Below are 18,004 nucleotides of genomic sequence, written 5' to 3' on the forward strand. Positions count from 1 at the left end.
CTCTGGCCCTCCCCGAACCCGGGGTCGCTCCTCACCGGACGTGTTCCGTGAGGAGCGACCCCGGGTTCGGCGTCTCAAGGGGCCGTACGGCGGAGGTACGCGAGCCCTGGTTGCCGAACCTTGCTGCAATTTTCTGCAAGCAGTACAGTTCGGCTCAGCCGTACGCTGAGGAAGCCGCGGTCGACGTCGCCCGCTGTCGGTCCCCGTCGTCCGCGTTCACCGGTTCGTGCCAGCTCATGCCTGCGGCCCCGCACCAGCCACCGGACGAGGGAGTCCTCATGACCTCCACGCCGCGACGTCGCCGCGTTCCGCGCACACCGTCGCCCCACCCATCCGACCCGTCGGCCCGTCGCTCGCGCGGGTCCCGCACGACGGCGTCGGTCACCGCCGTCGCGCTCGCCACCTCCAGCCTGGCGGGCGTCACGCTCGCCGCGCTCGCGGCCCCCGCCGCGGGGGCCGACGAGCGCACGCTCGCCCTCGTGGGCGACCTCCAGTCCGAGCTCGGCTGCGCAGCCGACTGGGACCCCGCGTGCGACGCGACCGAGCTCGCACCCACCGACGCCGCGGGCGTGTGGTCCGCCGACTTCGACCTGCCCGCCGGCACGTACCAGTACAAGGTCGCGTACGACGACGCCTGGGACGAGGCGTACGGCCGCGACGGCGGCCAGGACAACGCGCCGCTCGTGCTCGGCGGCGACGCGACGGTCCGCGTCACGTTCGACGAGTCGACGCACCGCATCGCCCTCACGCCGCTCGGGCTCGCGGGGGACTACGACGAGGCGCAGGACGCCGACCTCGTGGTGCCCCCCGTGCGCCAGCCCGGGTCGGACGAGCGCTTCTACTTCGTCATGACCGACCGGTTCGCGAACGGCGACCCGGCGAACGACACCGCCGGGCTCGGCGACGACCCGCTCGTCTCCGGGTACGACCCGACGAACAAGGGCTTCTACCAGGGCGGCGACATCGCGGGCCTGCGGCAGAACCTCGACTACATCGAGGACCTGGGCACCACGGCGATCTGGCTCACGCCGTCGTTCAAGAACCAGCCGGTCCAGGGCACGGGTGCCGACGCCTCCGCGGGCTACCACGGCTACTGGATCACCGACTTCACGCAGATCGACCCGCACCTCGGCACGAACGCCGAGCTCGAGGCGCTCATCGACGAGGCGCACGACCGCGGGATCAAGGTCTACTTCGACATCATCACGAACCACACGGCCGACGTGGTCGACTACGAGGAGAAGCAGTACTCGTACGTCGACCAGGCCACGTCGCCGTACCGCGACGCCGAGGGCACCGTGTTCGACCCGGCGGACCACGCGGGCACGGGCGACTTCCCGGCGCTGGACGCCGCGACGTCGTTCCCGTACACGCCGGTGGTCCCCGCGGGCAAGGAGGACCTCAAGGTCCCGGCCTGGCTCAACGACCCGACGCTGTACCACAACCGCGGTAACTCGACGTGGACCGGGGAGTCCGTGACGTACGGGGACTTCGACGGCCTCGACGACCTCATGACCGAGCACCCGACGGTCGTCGACGGGTTCGTCGACGTCTACCAGGACTGGATCGACCTCGGCATCGACGGCTTCCGCATCGACACCGTCAAGCACGTGAACTTCGAGTTCTGGGAGACGTGGACCACCGAGGTCCTCGACTACGCGCACGCGCAGGGCAAGGACGACTTCTTCATGTTCGGCGAGGTGTACGACGCCGACGCGGCGAAGCTCTCGCCCTACGTGCGCAAGACGGACATGAGCTCGACGCTCGACTTCACGTTCCAGTCCGCCGCGACGAGCTTCGCGAGCGGCAACAGCGCCAAGGGCCTCGCGTCGCTCTTCGCGAGCGACGACATGTACACGACGCCGACGACCAACGCGCAGGCGCTGCCGACGTTCCTCGGCAACCACGACATGGGCCGCGTCGGGTACATGCTCGCGAGCACCGACGACCCGCTCGCGCGCGACGAGCTCGCGCACGACCTCATGTACCTGACCCGCGGGCAGCCGGTCGTGTACTACGGCGACGAGCAGGGCTTCGCCGGGAAGGGCGGCGACAAGGACGCGCGCCAGACCCTGTTCGCGACCCAGGTCGACGAGTACGCCGACCAGCCGCTCGTCACGGGGGAGCAGGCGGGCAGCGTCGACCGCTTCGGCACCGACGCGCCGCTCTACGCGCACATCGCCGAGCTCGCCGCGCTGCGCGAGGCGCACCCGGCGCTCGCGGACGGCGCGCAGGTCGAGCGCTACGTCGAGAACGGCGCGGGTGTGTACGCCTTCAGCCGGGTGGACCGCACGGAGAAGGTCGAGCACCTCGTCGCGCTGAACAACGCGGCGGAGGACCGGACGGCGACGTTCACGACCCTCACGCCCGGCGCCTCGTACGAGGTGCTCTACGGCGAGCAGGCCGCCCCCGTCATCGCCGACGCGGACGGCGTCGTCACGCTGACCGTCCCGGCGACGGGCACGGTCGTGCTGCGGGCCGACCGCGAGGTCGGCGCGGACTCGTCGGGCGACATCGCCCTCACCGTGCCGCGCGCCGGGGGAGCGGTCACGGGCGTCGCGCCCGTGACGGCCACGGTCGACGCGGACGCGTGGGCCGAGACGTCGTTCGCGTGGCGCGAGGTCGGGAGCGCCGAGTGGCACCCGCTCGGCACCGCGGAGGACACGGCGCCGCGCGTCTTCCACGACGTCGCGGGCCTCGCGGACGGCACGCTCGTCGAGTACCGCGCGGTGACGACCGACGCCGACGGCGACCGCGCCGCCGCGTCCACGTTCGCGAGCGTCGGGGTCGACGTGAGCGGGGTCGTGGGCGAGGAGCCCGAGCCCGAGATCGACCTCGTGACCGTGCCCGGCAGCCACAACGCGGCCATGGGCTGCGCGGGAGACTGGGCCCCGGGCTGCGAGGCCGCGAAGCTCACGAAGCGCGCGGACGGTGTCTACGCGGGCACGTTCGACATCCCCGCCGGGACGTACGAGTACAAGGTCGCGATCAACGGGTCGTGGACGGTCAACTACGGCGTCGGCGGCGTACAGGACGGCGGCAACGCGACGTACACGACGACCGGTGGACCGGTGACGTTCTACTGGGACCCGGTGAGCAAGGACTTCTCGAGCACCGCGCAGGGCCCGATCGTCACCCTGCCGGGCTCCTTCCAGGACCAGGTCGGCTGCCCCGCCTCCTGGGCGCCCGACTGCCTCGCGTCCTGGCTCAAGGACCCCGACGGCGACGGTACCTACACCTGGTCGACCGACCGCCTCGCGGCCGGCGCGTACGAGGGCAAGGTCGCGCACGGCCTGAGCTGGGCCGAGAACTACGGGGTGGGCGGTGCGCCCGACGGGGCGAACTACCAGTTCTCCGTGGGCGACGGCGAGAACGTCACGTTCTCCTACGACCTCGCGACGCACGTCCTGACCATCGAGGTGGCGAACCCGCCGCTCCCCGGCACCGGCCAGCAGGCCGCGCACTGGGTCCGCGAGAACCTGGTCGCCTGGCCGGGCGACCTCGGCACGGGCGACGAGTGGACCCTGTGGGCTGCGCCGGACGGCGGGATCTCCGTCGCCCCGGGCAGCGCGGAGGGTGAGGTGCAGGCACCGGAGGGCACGGCGTCGTACACGCTCGAGGTGGACCCGGCGGGCCTGCCCGACGACGTAGCCGCCGAGTTCCCGGCGCTCGCCGGGCACACTGCGCTGCGCGTGCTCGACGACGGCGAGCCGCTCGACCGCGCCGCGGCCGAGGCCGCGCTCACCGGCCAGCTCCTCGTGACCCGGGCCGACGACGGCGTCCTCACGGCCGCGACCGGCGTCCAGGTGCCGGGCGTCGTCGACGACCTGTTCGCGCAGGACGCGGCGGGGCGCGAGCTCGGCGTCTCGTGGCACGCCAACGGCAAGTGGGCGTCGTTCGCGCTGTGGGCGCCGACGGCGAAGGCCGTCTCGGTGCTCGCCTGGCCCGCGGGGGCGTCGCTCGACGACGACCCGCGCCGGTTCGAGGCCGCGCGCCAGCCCGACGGCACGTGGACCCTCGACGGCAAGTCGGCCGACAAGAAGCTCGGCGGCGCGGACGTCGGGTGGAAGGGCGCGCGCTACCTCTACGAGGTGCGCGTCTACGTCCCGAGCACCGGGAAGGTCGAGACGAACGTCGTCACCGACCCCTACTCGGTGGGACTCACGCTCGACTCCACGCACTCGGTGGCCGTCGACCTGGAGGACCCCGCGTTCCGCCCGAGCGTCTGGGAGGGCACACCGGCGCCGGTCGTGGAGCGGGCGGTGGACCAGACGATCTACGAGCTCCACGTGCGCGACTTCTCGATCTCCGACGAGACCGTCCCGGCGGAGCGGCGCGGCACCTACCTCGCGTTCGCCGAGCAGGACTCGGCCGGGATGACGCACCTGCGCGAGCTCGCGGACGCGGGCCTCACCACGGTGCACCTCCTCCCGACGTTCGACATCGCGTCGATCCCCGAGGACCGTGCCGCCCAGAAGACGACGGGCGACCTCACCGGGTTCGCGCCCGACTCGCCCGAGCAGCAGGCCGCCGTCGCGGCGGTGCAGGCGCAGGACGGCTTCAACTGGGGCTACGACCCGTGGCACTTCAGCACGCCCGAGGGGTCGTACGCCCTCGACGCGGACGGCGGCGCGCGCGTGGCCGAGTTCCGCACCATGGTCGGCTCGCTCCACGGTGCCGGGCTGCAGGTCGTGCTCGACCAGGTGTTCAACCACACCGCGGCGAGCGGGCAGGACGCGAAGTCGGTCCTCGACAAGGTCGTGCCGGGCTACTACCACCGGCAGAACCCGACCACCGGCTCCGTCGAGACGAGCACGTGCTGCCAGAACGTCGCGACCGAGCACGCGATGGCGGGCAAGCTCATGGTCGACTCGGTCGTCACGTGGGCGAAGGACTACCGCGTCGACGGGTTCCGCTTCGACCTCATGGGCCACCACTCGAAGCAGAACATGCTCGACGTCCGGGCCGCGCTCGACGAGCTCACGCTCGCCGAGGACGGCATCGACGGGAAGTCCGTCTACCTGTACGGCGAGGGCTGGGACTTCGGCGAGGTCGCGGGCAACGCGCTGTTCGAGCAGGCCACCCAGGGCCAGCTCGGCGGCACGGGCATCGGGACGTTCTCCGACCGGCTGCGCGACGCCGTGCACGGCGGCTCGCCCGTCGACGGCGCCTCGACGTTCACGCAGGGCTTCGGCACGGGCCTCGCGACCGACCCGAACGGGCAGCCCGCCCGGGCGGGGGAGCCGGGGACCGTGAACGACGGGTCCGCGGACGAGCTCGCCGACCTCGGTCACCAGACAGACCTCGTGCGCCTCGGCCTCGCGGGCAACCTGCGCGACTACACGCTCGTCACGTCGACGGGCGAGGAGAAGCGCGGCGACGAGATCGACTACCGCGGGGCGCCGGCCGGCTACGCCGACTCGCCCGAGGAGGTCGTGACGTACGTCGACGCGCACGACAACGAGACGCTGTTCGACCTGCTCACGCTCAAGCTCCCGGCGGACACGCCCATGGACGAGCGCGTGCGGATGAACACGGTCTCGCTCGCGACCGCGGCGCTCTCCCAGACGCCGTCGTTCTGGCACGCGGGCACGGACCTGCTGCGGTCGAAGTCGCTCGACCGCAACAGCTACGACTCGGGCGACTGGTTCAACGCGATCGACTGGACCGGTCAGGACAACGGCTTCGGCAAGGGCCTGCCCATGGCGGCGGACAACGAGGACAAGTGGCCGCTCATGGCCCCGCTCCTCGCGGACCCGGCGCTCAAGCCGTCACCCGACGACATCGCGGCCGCCTCGGCGCAGTCGCAGGACCTCCTGCGGCTGCGGCACTCGACCGAGCTCTTCCGGCTCGGCGACGCGGACCTCATCCGGGAGAAGGTCACCTTCCCGGGCGCCGGGACGGACCAGGTCCCGGGGGTCGTCGCGATGTCGGTGGACGACACGGTGGGCACGGACGTCGACCCGGCCCTCGACGGCCTGCTCACGGTGTTCAACGCCTCGCCGGACGAGGTCACCGTCCCGCTGTCCGCGCTCGCGGGCCGCGAGTACGTGCTCTCGCCGGTCCAGGCCGAGGGGAGCGACGCCGTCGTGCAGGGCACCACGTGGGACGCGGCCTCCGGGACCGTCACGGTCCCGGCGCGCACCGTCGCGGTGCTCGTCGAGCCGCAGGCGGGCGGCGAGCTGCCCGTCTCCGTCGAGGTGCAGCCCCGCTGCCTCGCGGGCAAGGCCTACGTCGCCGTCCGCGCGACGAACGACGGCGCCGTCCCGGTCGACCTGACGCTCTCCACGCCGTTCGGCGAGAAGGGGTTCTCGAAGGTCGCGGCCGGGAAGAACGCCTACCAGTCGTTCGCGACGCGCCAGAAGGCGGTCGCGGCCGGCGAGGCCACGGTGACCGCGACCGCGGTGGTCGACGGCGAGGACGTCACCTCGACCTTCACCGTCGCCCACGAGGAGCTCACCTGTTCCTGACCCGACCGCCGAGGTAGAACCCTGGTCCGCCGAGGTAGAGCCCTGGTCTTCACCAGGGCTCTACCTCGGCAGACCCCGGCTCTACCTCGGCAGGACCCGGTTCTGCCTCGGCGGGCGAGGTGCTACGGTCGCTGGCCGTGACCACCTCGTCCTCGCCCGCTGTCGGCCCGACGGCGGGCCTCGCGTTCCGCACGGCGGTCGCCGCGGACCTGCCGCGGGTCGTCGCGCTCATCGCGGACGACGCCGTCGCCCGGTCCCGGACGGGGGAGGTCGGGCCCCCGCACGAGGCGGCGTTCGCCGCGATCGACGCCGACCCGCACAACGAGCTGGTCGTGGTCGAGCTCGACGGCGAGGTCGTCGGGACGATGCAGCTCACCGTGATCCCGGGGATCTCCCGGAACGGCGCGTCGCGGCTCCTCGTCGAGGCGGTGCGCGTGGACCGCCGCCTCCGCGGGCAGGGCGTCGGCCGCGCCATGATGGCGTGGGCGCACGCCTGGGGCGTCGCGCGAGGCTGCACGCTCGCCCAGCTCACATCGGACAAGCAGCGGGCCGACGCCCACCGGTTCTACCGGTCGCTCGGCTACGAGCAGTCGCACGAGGGCTTCAAGCGCCCGCTCCCACCCCGCTAGTCCCCGGGTCGGCGTCTCCGCGTCCGGTACCCCGGACTCCGGTCATCGCATGCTCTGCGGGGCGCACGCGGGCCGCTCCTTGGAGCGCTCTCACGCCTTCAGATCCTGATCGATTGGGAGCGTTCTCGCGTGTTGGCGCTCACATTGCGGGGCATATGTCTGCGCTGTCATGGGACCAAGGTCGCTGTTTGGTCACGGTTCTGTCGATCCTTGCGTTCAGGAGTTGACGCCAAGAACGCGACCGGCATAACGTCAGGCCCGCTCGGACGGCGCTGAGGGTGTCCGGGTCCGCGGCGCGTCGGTGCGCTGCGAGCTGTCCTCGGCAGGAGGAGGTCCGATGGCGGACGAGCGCGTGATCCTCGAGATGCGAGGTATCACCAAGGAGTTCCCGGGCGTGCGCGCCCTCGACGATGTGAACCTGCGGGTGCGCGCGGGAGAGATCCACGCGATCTGCGGCGAGAACGGCGCCGGCAAGTCGACGCTCATGAAGGTGCTCTCGGGCGTGTACCCGCACGGGACGTACTCGGGAGACATCTACTACGACGGCGCGGAGGTCCAGTTCAAGGACATCCGGTCGAGCGAGCACGCGGGGATCGTCATCATCCACCAGGAGCTCGCCCTCATCCCCGAGCTCTCGATCACCGAGAACATCTTCCTCGGGAACGAGGTCAAGGGTGCGTTCGGCATCGACTGGGGCGCGGCCCGCCGTCGGGCCGAGGAGCTCATGGCGCGCGTCGGTCTCCAGGAGTCGCCCGACGCGCAGATCAAGGGCATCGGCGTCGGCAAGCAGCAGCTCGTCGAGATCGCCCGCGCGCTCGCCAAGGACGTGCGCCTGCTCATCCTCGACGAGCCGACGTCCGCGCTCAACGAGGAGGACTCCGAGCACCTGCTCGACCTGCTGCGCGGCCTGCGGTCCAAGGGCCTGACGAGCATCATGATCTCCCACAAGCTCAACGAGATCGAGGAGATCGCCGACTCGATCACGATCATCCGCGACGGCCGCTCGATCGAGACGCTCGACGTGAAGAACGACGCCGTCGACGAGGACCGCATCATCCGCGGCATGGTCGGCCGCTCGCTCGAGTCGCGCTTCCCGGAGCACACGCCGTCCATCGGCGAGACCTTCTTCGAGGTCGAGGGCTGGACCGTCGAGCACCCCGAGGTGCCCGGCCGATACGTGTGCAAGGGCTCGACGTTCCACGTCCGCCGCGGCGAGATCGTCGGCTTCGCCGGGATCATGGGCGCCGGGCGCACCGAGCTCGCGCGGTCGCTCTTTGGGCGGTCGTACGGACGCTACAAGTCCGGCGTCGTGCGCATCGACGGCCGCGAGGTGTCCATGCCCACGGTGCTCTCGGCGATCGAGAACCGGATCGCCTACGTCCCCGAGGACCGCAAGGCGCTGGGGCTGAACCTGCTCGACACGATCCTCGGCACGATCCAGGCGGCGAACCTGCCCCGCATCGCCAAGGCCGGCGTCATCGACCAGGACGCGGCGTTCGTCGCGGCGGAGTCCTACCGCAAGGCGTTCTCCATCAAGGCGCCGAGCGTGCACGAGGGCGTCGCGAAGCTCTCGGGCGGCAACCAGCAGAAGGTCCTGCTCGCCAAGTGGATGTACACCGAGCCGGAGCTCCTCATCCTCGACGAGCCGACGCGCGGCATCGACGTCGGAGCCAAGTACGAGATCTACGGCCTCGTCCAGAAGCTCGCCGACGCCGGGCGCGGCGTGGTGGTCATCTCGTCCGAGCTGCCCGAGCTCCTCGGCCTGTGCGACCGCATCTACACCGTCTTCGAAGGGCGGATCACGGGCGAGGTCCCCGGGTCGGAGGCGACCCAGGAGGGGCTCATGCGCCTCATGACCGGGACGCCCGGCGACGCACCCTCCGACGCCGCCGCCTGAGCGCGTCCCCCCACCAGCCACCGCATCGCAACCGAGAAGGAACCACCGACGATGTCGTCCATCAAGCAGCTGCTGAGCGGGGGAGCGCGCCAGTTCGGCATGCTCTTCGCGCTCCTCGCCCTGGTCATCTACTTCCAGATCGCCACGGGCGGGCGGGTCCTCACGCCGAGCAACGCGCAGAACCTGCTCAACGGCAACTCCTACATCCTCATCCTCGCGATCGGCATGGTCCTCGTGATCATCGCGGGCCACATCGACCTGTCGGTCGGGTCGGTGGCCGCCGTGACCGGCATCATCGTGGCCATCGCCATCCGGGACTGGGGCATCCCGTGGTGGCTGGGCATCCTCCTCGGGCTGTGCGTGGGCGCGGTCATCGGCGCCTGGCAGGGGTGGTGGGTGGCCTACGTCGGCATCCCAGGCTTCATCACCACGCTCGCCGGCATGATGCTCTTCCGCGGCCTCAACCAGTTCATCGGCAAGTCGAACACGGTGCCCGTGCCGCAGGAGCTCCAGACCCTCGGTGGCGGCTACCTGCCCGAGTGGGGGCCGAACACGGGCCTCAACAACTCGACGCTCCTGCTCGGCGTCCTGGCGATCGCGGCCGTCGTCTGGTCGGAGTTCCGCCGCCGCGCGAGCGCCCGCAAGCTCGGCGCCGAGCCGGTCCCGACCTCGGTCGCCGTGACGCGCGTCGTCCTCTTCAGCGCCGTGATCGCCTACCTCACGTACCTCTACGGGTCAGGCCGTGTCGGCACGTCGTTCCCGGTGCCTGCGCTCGTCCTGGTGCTCCTCGTCGTCGTCTACCAGTTCGTCGCGTCGCGGACCATCACCGGTCGCCACGTGTACGCGGTGGGCGGCAACCGGGCCGCGGCGGCGCTGTCCGGCGTGAACATCAAGCGCACGAACTTCTTCGTGATGATGAACATGTCGATCCTCGCGTCCCTCGCCGGGATGATCTTCATCGGCCGCTCGACCGCGTCCGGCCCGTTCGACGGCAACATGTGGGAGCTCGACGCGATCGCGGCCGTCTTCATCGGCGGGGCCGCCGTCTCCGGCGGTGTCGGCACGGTCGTCGGGTCCGTCATCGGTGGCCTGGTCATGGCCGTCCTCAACAACGGTCTCCAGCTCATGGGCGTCGGCTCCGACATGACCCAGATCATCAAGGGCCTCGTGCTCCTCATCGCGGTCGCGTTCGACGTCTACAACAAGGTGCAGGGTCGGCCGTCGATCATCGCGCTGATCTTCCCGTCGCGGCGCGACAAGGGCACCGGAGCCGTCACGGGCGCCGACGACGCCCAGCCGGAGGTCCCGGTCGAGGCCGGGGCCACCGCCGCCAAGGGCTGACCTGACCTGCCCCTCACGTCCCACCCACCGCACGACCCCCTGACCGCATCCGACGACGGATGCCCGACAAGAAAGTGGTACCCATGAAGAAGCTCACCACGACGCTCCTGGCGCTCACCGCCGCGAGTGCGCTCGTGCTCAGCGGCTGCTCCTCCGACCGCGGGGGCGACGCCGGTGGCGACTCCACCGGCGGCGGCGAGTCCGCGGCCGCCGGCTTCGAGGAGGGCGCGACCATCGGTGTCGCCCTCCCGCAGAAGACCTCGGAGAACTGGGTGCTCGCCGAGCAGCTGTTCAACGACGGGCTCACCGAGGCCGGCTTCAAGCCGATCGTCCAGTTCGCCAACGGCGGCGTCTCGGAGCAGCAGAGCCAGATCGACGCCATGGTCGAGCAGGGCGCGAAGGTCATCATCGTCGGCGCCATCGACGGGTCGCAGCTCGGGACCCAGCTCAAGAACGCGAAGGACAACGGCGCGACCGTCATCGCCTACGACCGTCTCGTGAAGAACACGGACGCCGTCGACGAGTACATCGCGTTCGACAACTACCAGGTCGGCGTGCTCCAGGGCGAGGCGCTGCTGCAGGGCCTCGCCGAGCGCAAGGGCGAGGGCCCGTACAACATCGAGCTCATCGCCGGCTCGCCCGACGACGCGAACTCGACGCCGTTCTTCGAGGGCGCCATGAGCGTGCTCGACCCGAAGATCGAGGACGGCACGCTCGTCGTCCCGTCCGGCCAGACGTCGTTCGAGCAGGTCGCGACGCAGGGCTGGAAGGCCGAGAACGCGCAGAAGCGCATGGACACCGTGCTGTCGGGCAGCTACTCCGACAAGGAGCTCGACGGCGTCCTGTCGCCGAACGACACCCTCGCCCGCGCGGCGCTCACGTCGGCCAAGCAGGCCGGCAAGGAGACCCCGGTCATCACCGGCCAGGACTCCGAGGTCGAGTCGGTCAAGTCGATCGTCGCGGGCGAGCAGTACTCGACGATCTACAAGGACACGCGCAAGCTCGTCGAGGAGTCGATCAACGCGGTGAAGGCGCTCCAGGCGGGCGAGGAGCCGGAGATCAACGACACCGAGTCCTACGACAACGGCGTCAAGGTCGTCCCGGCCTTCCTGCTCGAGCCGATCATCGTCACGCAGGAGAACGCGGCCGAGGTCTACGCGGGTGACCCCACCCTCGAGGAGCTCACCAAGTGACCCGTTCGCTCTGAGCGACCGGGAGGCGGCGGCGTACCGGCACGCCGCCGCACGACGGCCCCCGTCACGTCCTCGGACGTGGCGGGGGCCGCCGTCGTGCAGGGGGAGTCGCCGGCGCCGGGAGCCCCGCGGGAGCCCGCGGCTCAGCGGAAGACGACGGTGCGGTGCCCGTCCAGGAGCACGCGGTGCTCCGCGTGCCAGCGCACGGCGCGCGCGAGCGTCTGGCGCTCGACGTCCTCGCCGATCGCGACGAGGTCCTCGACGCGGCGCGAGTGGTCGACGCGCTCCACGTCCTGCTCGATGATCGGGCCCTCGTCGAGGTCGCCCGTCACGTAGTGCGACGTGGCCCCGATGAGCTTGACGCCGCGGTCGTGCGCCTGGGCGTACGGGCGCGCGCCCTTGAAGCTCGGCAGGAACGAGTGGTGGATGTTGATGATGCGCCCCGGCATCTCGCGGCACAGCTCGTCCGAGAGGATCTGCATGTAGCGCGCGAGGACGACGAGCTCGACGTCGAGCTCGTCGACGAGCCCGCGCAGGCGCGCCTCGGCGTCGGCCTTGGTGTCCCGCGTGACGGGCACGTGGTGGAACGGCTTGCCGTAGAACGTCGCGATGTCCTCGAGGTCCCGGTGGTTGCCCACGACGCCGACGACCTCGATCGGCATGCCCTGCGAGCGCTCGCGGTACAGCAGGTCGACGAGGCAGTGCGGCGCCTTGGAGACCATGAGCAGCGTGCGGACCCGGCGCCCGACGACGTCGAGCTGCCACGTCATGGCGAACCGGGCCGCGACCTCCTCGACCGCCCGCTCCAGCTCGGCGCGCTCCGCGGCCGCGGTGACCTGCACGCGCATGAAGAACAGTCCCGAGAGCGGGTCGCCGAACTGCTGCGACTCCGTGATGTTGCCGCCGAGCCGCGCGAGGGCCCCGGCGACGGCGTGCACGATCCCCGGCCCGTCCGGGCACGAGAGCGTGAGGACCCAGTGCGTGGGGTCGCCGGTCGGGGGCTGCGCGGTGCGGAGCGCCGAGGTGTCGGGGACGTCGGCGCCACGGGGATCTGTCGTGGACACCCCTCAGAGGGTAGCCGCGTCCCGACGGTGCCGAGGCCGCCGTCCGGCAGGCTGACATCACCCGGACACGCGCGGTCGCGCCGCGCGATGTCTGACACGATGTCTTCATGAACGACGCGCAGATCACGACCCGCCTCGTCGACGACGCCGAGGCCGGTGAGCTCCTGACCCTGCGGCGGGCGGCGTTCGTCACCGAGGCGCAGCTCTACCAGGACCCCAACATCCCCCCGCTGACCCAGACCCTCCACGAGCTGCGCGAGGACCTCGCGCGCGAGGACGTCGTGACGATCGGCGCGTGGCTCGGGCCGCGTCTCGTCGGCTCGGTGCGGGTCGAGATCGAGGAGAGCAAGGCGACGCTCGGCCGCCTCGCCGTGGCGCCGGACATGCAGGGCCGCGGCATCGGGACGCAGATGCTCTTCGAGGTGCTGCCGTACCTCCCGGAGCAGACCACGGAGATCTGGGTCTTCACGGGCAAGGACTCCAAGCAGAACCTCGCGATGTACACCAAGCACGGCTACGAGGAGCAGTACGACAAGGCCGCCGGCGACCTCACCTACACCTACCTGCGCCGCATCCTCGGCGAGGCCGAGGCGCGCAACGAGACCGACGCCGTCGGGCAGGAGTAGCCGGGCGACCGGCCCCGGGCGACGGCCCGGGGCCCGCCGACGGGCCGTGCGCTAGGATCGACGCGTCGCGACTGGCGCCGCCCGGTGGATCTCCGCCCGGGCAGGGTGGATCACCACCGGGGAGCGACACGCTGTGCAGACGACGGGTCGTTCGCCTGGGCCCCGGGTCACCCCCTGGTGGGGCGTACCCGGCGAGCCGGGAACGTGACCACCGACGACACACTGCCAAGCACCCGCGGAGGAGACGCCATGAGCGCCCAGCCAGCCGACAACGTCCTCGACACCCCGCTCGCCGAGCTCGACCCCGAGATCGCGGCCGTCCTCGACGGGGAGCTCGCGCGCCAGCGCGACACCCTCGAGATGATCGCGTCCGAGAACTTCGTCCCGCGCGCCGTCCTGCAGGCGCAGGGCTCCGTGCTCACCAACAAGTACGCCGAGGGCTACCCGGGCCGCCGCTACTACGGCGGCTGCGAGCAGGTCGACGTCGCGGAGAACCTCGCGATCGCCCGCGCGAAGGACCTGTTCGGCGCCGAGCACGCCAACGTCCAGCCGCACTCGGGCGCCACGGCCAACGCCGCCGTGCTGCACGCGCTCATCACCAAGGGCGACAAGATCCTCGGCCTCGAGCTGGCGCACGGCGGCCACCTCACGCACGGCATGAAGATCAACTTCTCCGGCAAGCTCTACGACGTCGCGGCGTACGGCGTGGACCCGCAGTCGTACCGCATCGAGATGGACGAGGTGCGCAAGCAGGCCCTCGAGACGCGCCCCGACGTCATCATCGGCGGCTGGTCCGCCTACCCGCGCCACCTCGACTTCGCGGCGTTCCGCGAGATCGCGGACGAGGTCGGCGCGAAGCTCTGGGTGGACATGGCGCACTTCGCGGGCCTCGTGGCCGCGGGCCTGCACCCCTCCCCGGTGCCGTACGCGGACGTCGTGTCCTCCACGGTCCACAAGACGATCGGCGGCCCCCGCTCCGGCTTCATCCTGAGCAAGGAGGAGTACGCCAAGAAGATCGACTCCGCCGTGTTCCCGGGCCAGCAGGGCGGCCCGCTCATGCACGTCGTCGCCGCCAAGGCCGTGTCGTTCAAGATCGCGGGCTCCGACGACTTCCGCGACCGCCAGGAGCGCACGCTGCGCGGCGCGAGCATCATCGCCGACCGCCTCGCCCAGGCCGACGTGGCCGCGGCCGGCGTCTCCGTCCTCACGGGCGGCACCGACGTCCACCTCGTGCTCGTCGACCTGCGCCACTCGGCGCTCGACGGCCAGCAGGCCGAGGACCTCCTGCACGAGGTCGGCATCACCGTGAACCGCAACGCCGTGCCGTTCGACCCGCGCCCCCCGCGCGTCACGTCCGGCCTGCGCATCGGCACGCCCGCGCTCGCGACGCGGGGCTTCGGCGACGCCGAGTTCACCGAGGTGGCGGAGATCATCGCGACCGCGCTGCGCGAGGGCGCCGCGACCGACGCGGACGCCCTGCGCGCCCGCGTGCAGAAGCTCACGGCCGACTTCCCCTTGTACCCGGGCCTGCAGCAGTGAGCCCCCGGATGAGTGCGCAGCTCCTCGACGGCAAGGCGACCGCCGCCACCATCAAGGCCGAGCTCAAGGACCGCCTCGCGGTCCTCGCCGGGAAGGGCGTCGTGCCCGGCCTGGGCACGCTCCTGGTGGGCGACGACCCGGGCTCGCAGTGGTACGTCGCGGGCAAGCACCGCGACTGCGCCGAGGTCGGGCTGTCCTCGATCCGCGAGGACCTGCCCGGCGACGCGACGCAGGAGGAGATCGAGGCCGCGGTCCGCCGCCTCAACGAGGACCCCGCCTGCACGGGGTACATCGTGCAGCTCCCGCTCCCGAAGGGCATCGACACCAACCGCGTGCTCGAGCTCATCGACCCGGCCAAGGACGCGGACGGCCTGCACCCGACGAACCTCGGGCGCCTCGTCCTGCGCGTCAACGAGGAGGTCACCTCGCCGCTCCCGTGCACCCCACGCGGGATCATCGAGCTCATCGAGCGGCACGGCATCTCCCTCGCGGGCAAGGAGGTCGTGGTCGTGGGCCGAGGCGTGACCGTCGGCCGCTCGATCGGCCTGCTGCTCACGCGCCGCGCGGTCAACGCGACGGTGACGCTCACGCACACCGGGACGACGGACCTCGCGGATCTCGTGCGCCGCGCCGACGTCATCGTCGCGGCGGCGGGCGTCCAGGGCATCATCACGCGCGACATGGTCAAGCCGGGCGCCGTCGTGATCGACGTCGGTGTCTCGCGCGAGGTCGACCCCGAGACCGGCAAGAGCCGCGTCGTGGGGGACGCCGCGCCCGACGTCGCCGAGGTCGCGGGCTGGATCTCGCCGAACCCCGGCGGGGTCGGGCCCATGACGCGCGCGATGCTCCTCGCGAACGTCGTCGACGCGGCGGAGCGCGCCTCCGCCTGACCCCCGTCCCAGGGCGCGGTCGTGGATCACCACGGCCGCGCCCTGCGGCGTTCCCGGGGCGACGCGCAGGCGCTAGTCTGCGCGGGTGACGAGGGCGCGCATCGCGACGACGGCGGCGTACGCCGTGCAGGGCTTCGGGTTCGCCGTGGTGCTCACGAGCATCCCCGGGTACAAGGAACGGCTCGGCATGGGCGACGACGTCGTCACGCTCGTCGTGCTGGGCGTGTGCGTCTTCGCCGGGCTGGGCAGCGCGCTGTCCGGCGTCGTGGCGGCGCTCCGCGGCGCGCGCGCCGTGGTCGTCGGCGGCCTGCTGCTCGCGGCGCTCGCGGTCGCGGGCGTCGGGCTCGCGCCGTCGTGGCCGGTCTTCTTCGTGGCGATCGGGCTGTACGGGCTCGCGCTCGGCGCGGTCGACGCGGCGATGAACATGCTCGGGATCGACGTCGAGCGCGCGCACGGCCGCAGCCTGCTCGCGTCGTTCTACGCGGCCAACGCCGCCGGCGGCGTGCTCGGCGCCCTCGCCGTCTCGGGCAGCGCGCTCGTCGGGCTCGGCCAGCCGGTCGCGCTCCCGCTCGTGGCGCTGCTCGTGGCCGCGGGCGCCGTCTGGCTCGCGCTGCGTCTGCCCGACGGCGGAGCGACGGCCCACGGTGCCGTGACACCTGTCGGGGTGGCGGACGACGTCCGCGACGTCGCGCCGACCGGGAGCGTGGCGTGGGTCGCGGCGGGCACGATCGCGCTGCTCGGCGCGGGGATGCTCGCGTTCCCCGTCGCGGACTCCGCCGTGTCGAGCTGGAGCGCGACGTTCCTGCGCGACGTCCTTTCGGCGAGCGTGGCCGCCGCCCCGCTGGGATACGCGGCGTACCAGGCGGCGCTCATCGTGTCGCGGCTGGTGGGAGACGGTCTCGTCGAGCGTCTCGGCCGCGTGCGGGTCGTGCGGCTGGGCGGCACGCTCGGCGCCCTCGGGTTCGTCGCGGTGGCCGCGGCCCCCGCCTGGCCCGTCGCGGTGCTCGGGCTGGCGGCGACCGGGCTCGGGCTCGGCGTCGTCGCCCCGCTCGCGTTCTCCGCGATCGGGGACCGCGCCCGCGAGGCGGTGGCGGCGGGCACGGGGTCGGCAGAGCCGCCGGCCGGGTTCGTCGCGACGGTCACGGACCGCGCGGTCGCGCGCCTCAACGTCTTCACCTATGCGGGCGCGGTGCTCGGCGGCGTGCTCACCGGCATCTTCGCGACCGCCCATCACCTCCGGGTCGGGTTCGTCGTCCTCGCGGTGCTCGCCGCGGTGTCGGCGATGCTCGCCGGCGCGTTCCGGCTCGCCCGCGTCGCCCTCGTGGGCGTGAGCGAGGCCACGCCGCCCGCGTGACGCCGGGTACCCGGCCTGTCGGTGGCGTGTGATGGGATGGCCGGCGTGCCGCGACCGTCCTGGCGGCCGCGCGCGACCGTCATCGAGGGAGGACGAGCCCACTTGCTCACCATCGCCACCGCCAACGTCAACGGCATCCGTGCCGCCTACCGCCGGGGGATGGACGCCTGGATCGCGTCCCGCACGCCCGACGTCCTGCTGCTCCAGGAGGTCCGCGCCCCCGACTCGGTCGTGAACGACCTCCTCGACGGATGGCACGTCGCGCACCAGGCGTGCGACATCAAGGGCCGGGCCGGCGTCGCCGTCGCGTCCCGGCTGCCCGTGTCCGCCGTGCGCGTCGGACTGGGTGCCGGCGAGCCGGAGCCGCCCGTCGACACCGGCCGCTGGGTGGAGGCGGACCTCGAGCTGCCCGACGGCGGTCGCCTCACCGTGGTCTCCGCGTACATCCACTCCGGCACCGTGAGCCAGCCCGAGACGATGGTCGCGAAGTACGCCTACCTCGAGAAGGTCACCGCGCGGCTGCGCGAGCTCGCGGCCACGGGAGAGAAGGTCCTGCTCGCGGGCGACCTCAACATCGCGCACCACAACGTCGACATCAAGAACTGGCGCGGCAACCTCAAGAGCGCCGGCTTCCTCCCGGAGGAGCGCGCGTACGTCGACACCTGGCTCGACCAGGTCGGCCTCGTCGACCTCGGCCGCGTCCACGGCGGCGAGGGTCCCGGCCCGTTCACGTGGTGGTCGTGGCGCGGGCGAGCGTTCGACAACGACTCCGGCTGGCGCATCGACTACCAGCTCGCCACGCCGTCGCTCGCCGAACGTGTCGTCAAGGTCGAGGTCGACCGCGCGCCGACGCACGACGAGCGCTGGAGCGACCACGCCCCCCTCGTCGCCACGTACGACGTCTGAGACGTTCCGCCCTCGCCGAACACGACATGAGGGTCGTCATGTGCCGCACAGCGACCCTCATGTCGTGCTCGGCGGCGTGTGAGGTCGTGCTCGGG

The 18,004-nt window shown here is 72.0% G+C and carries 11 protein-coding genes and 1 riboswitch; of the genes, 10 read left to right on the forward strand and 1 reads right to left on the reverse strand.

What is annotated here, in order from left to right:
* Positions 1-278: 278 nt before the first annotated feature.
* The 5 genes from pulA (at position 279) to FB00_RS16830 (ending at position 11,530) form a co-directional block, all read left to right on the forward strand.
* A complete protein-coding gene (gene pulA / locus FB00_RS16810; RefSeq protein WP_082141434.1) occupies positions 279-6,470 on the forward strand; it encodes a pullulanase-type alpha-1,6-glucosidase in 6,192 nt (2,063 codons plus the stop codon).
* Positions 6,471-6,607: 137 nt separating this feature from the next.
* The gene (locus tag FB00_RS16815; protein ID WP_047234067.1) at positions 6,608-7,099 is read left to right on the forward strand and encodes a GNAT family N-acetyltransferase; all 492 of its coding nucleotides are present in this window, start codon (positions 6,608-6,610) and stop codon (positions 7,097-7,099) included.
* Positions 7,100-7,436: 337 nt separating this feature from the next.
* Positions 7,437-8,996, forward strand: coding sequence for a multiple monosaccharide ABC transporter ATP-binding protein (mmsA, locus tag FB00_RS16820; RefSeq protein WP_047234068.1), 1,560 nt, complete (start codon positions 7,437-7,439; stop codon positions 8,994-8,996).
* A 51-nt stretch (positions 8,997-9,047) separates the two neighbouring features.
* The gene (gene mmsB, locus FB00_RS16825) at positions 9,048-10,337 is read left to right on the forward strand and encodes a multiple monosaccharide ABC transporter permease (RefSeq protein WP_047234069.1); all 1,290 of its coding nucleotides are present in this window, start codon (positions 9,048-9,050) and stop codon (positions 10,335-10,337) included.
* An 83-nt stretch (positions 10,338-10,420) separates the two neighbouring features.
* Entirely contained in the window at positions 10,421-11,530 is a 1,110-nt protein-coding gene (locus FB00_RS16830) for a sugar-binding protein (protein WP_047234070.1), read from the forward strand.
* Positions 11,531-11,673: 143 nt separating this feature from the next.
* Here the strand turns inward: FB00_RS16830 and purU are convergent, their stop codons facing one another.
* Positions 11,674-12,594, reverse strand: a complete 921-nt coding sequence (gene purU / locus FB00_RS16835; protein WP_047234071.1) for a formyltetrahydrofolate deformylase — start codon at positions 12,592-12,594, stop codon at positions 11,674-11,676.
* 107 nt (positions 12,595-12,701) lie between these two features.
* Here purU and FB00_RS16840 point away from each other — a divergent pair, with 107 nt between their 5' ends.
* From FB00_RS16840 to FB00_RS16860, 5 genes are all read left to right on the forward strand, one after another.
* On the forward strand, positions 12,702-13,220 hold the full coding sequence (locus tag FB00_RS16840; protein WP_047234072.1) for a GNAT family N-acetyltransferase: 519 nt from the start codon (positions 12,702-12,704) through the stop codon (positions 13,218-13,220).
* 57 nt (positions 13,221-13,277) lie between these two features.
* Positions 13,278-13,388, forward strand: a riboswitch (ZMP/ZTP riboswitch).
* Positions 13,389-13,469: 81 nt separating this feature from the next.
* Complete coding sequence (gene glyA, locus FB00_RS16845; RefSeq protein ID WP_047234073.1) at positions 13,470-14,759, forward strand: serine hydroxymethyltransferase; 1,290 nt, start codon at positions 13,470-13,472, stop codon at positions 14,757-14,759.
* An 8-nt stretch (positions 14,760-14,767) separates the two neighbouring features.
* Positions 14,768-15,649 carry a bifunctional methylenetetrahydrofolate dehydrogenase/methenyltetrahydrofolate cyclohydrolase gene (locus tag FB00_RS16850; protein ID WP_047234088.1) on the forward strand — a complete coding sequence of 294 codons (882 nt, stop codon included), beginning with the start codon at positions 14,768-14,770 and terminating at the stop codon, positions 15,647-15,649.
* Positions 15,650-15,734: 85 nt separating this feature from the next.
* A complete protein-coding gene (locus FB00_RS16855) occupies positions 15,735-17,003 on the forward strand; it encodes an MFS transporter (RefSeq protein ID WP_047234074.1) in 1,269 nt (422 codons plus the stop codon).
* A gap of 102 nt (positions 17,004-17,105) precedes the next feature.
* The gene (locus FB00_RS16860) at positions 17,106-17,909 is read left to right on the forward strand and encodes an exodeoxyribonuclease III (protein ID WP_047234075.1); all 804 of its coding nucleotides are present in this window, start codon (positions 17,106-17,108) and stop codon (positions 17,907-17,909) included.
* Positions 17,910-18,004: the final 95 nt, after the last annotated feature.

Source organism: Cellulosimicrobium funkei (genome assembly GCF_001019615.1).
GTDB lineage: Bacteria > Actinomycetota > Actinomycetes > Actinomycetales > Cellulomonadaceae > Cellulosimicrobium > Cellulosimicrobium cellulans_E.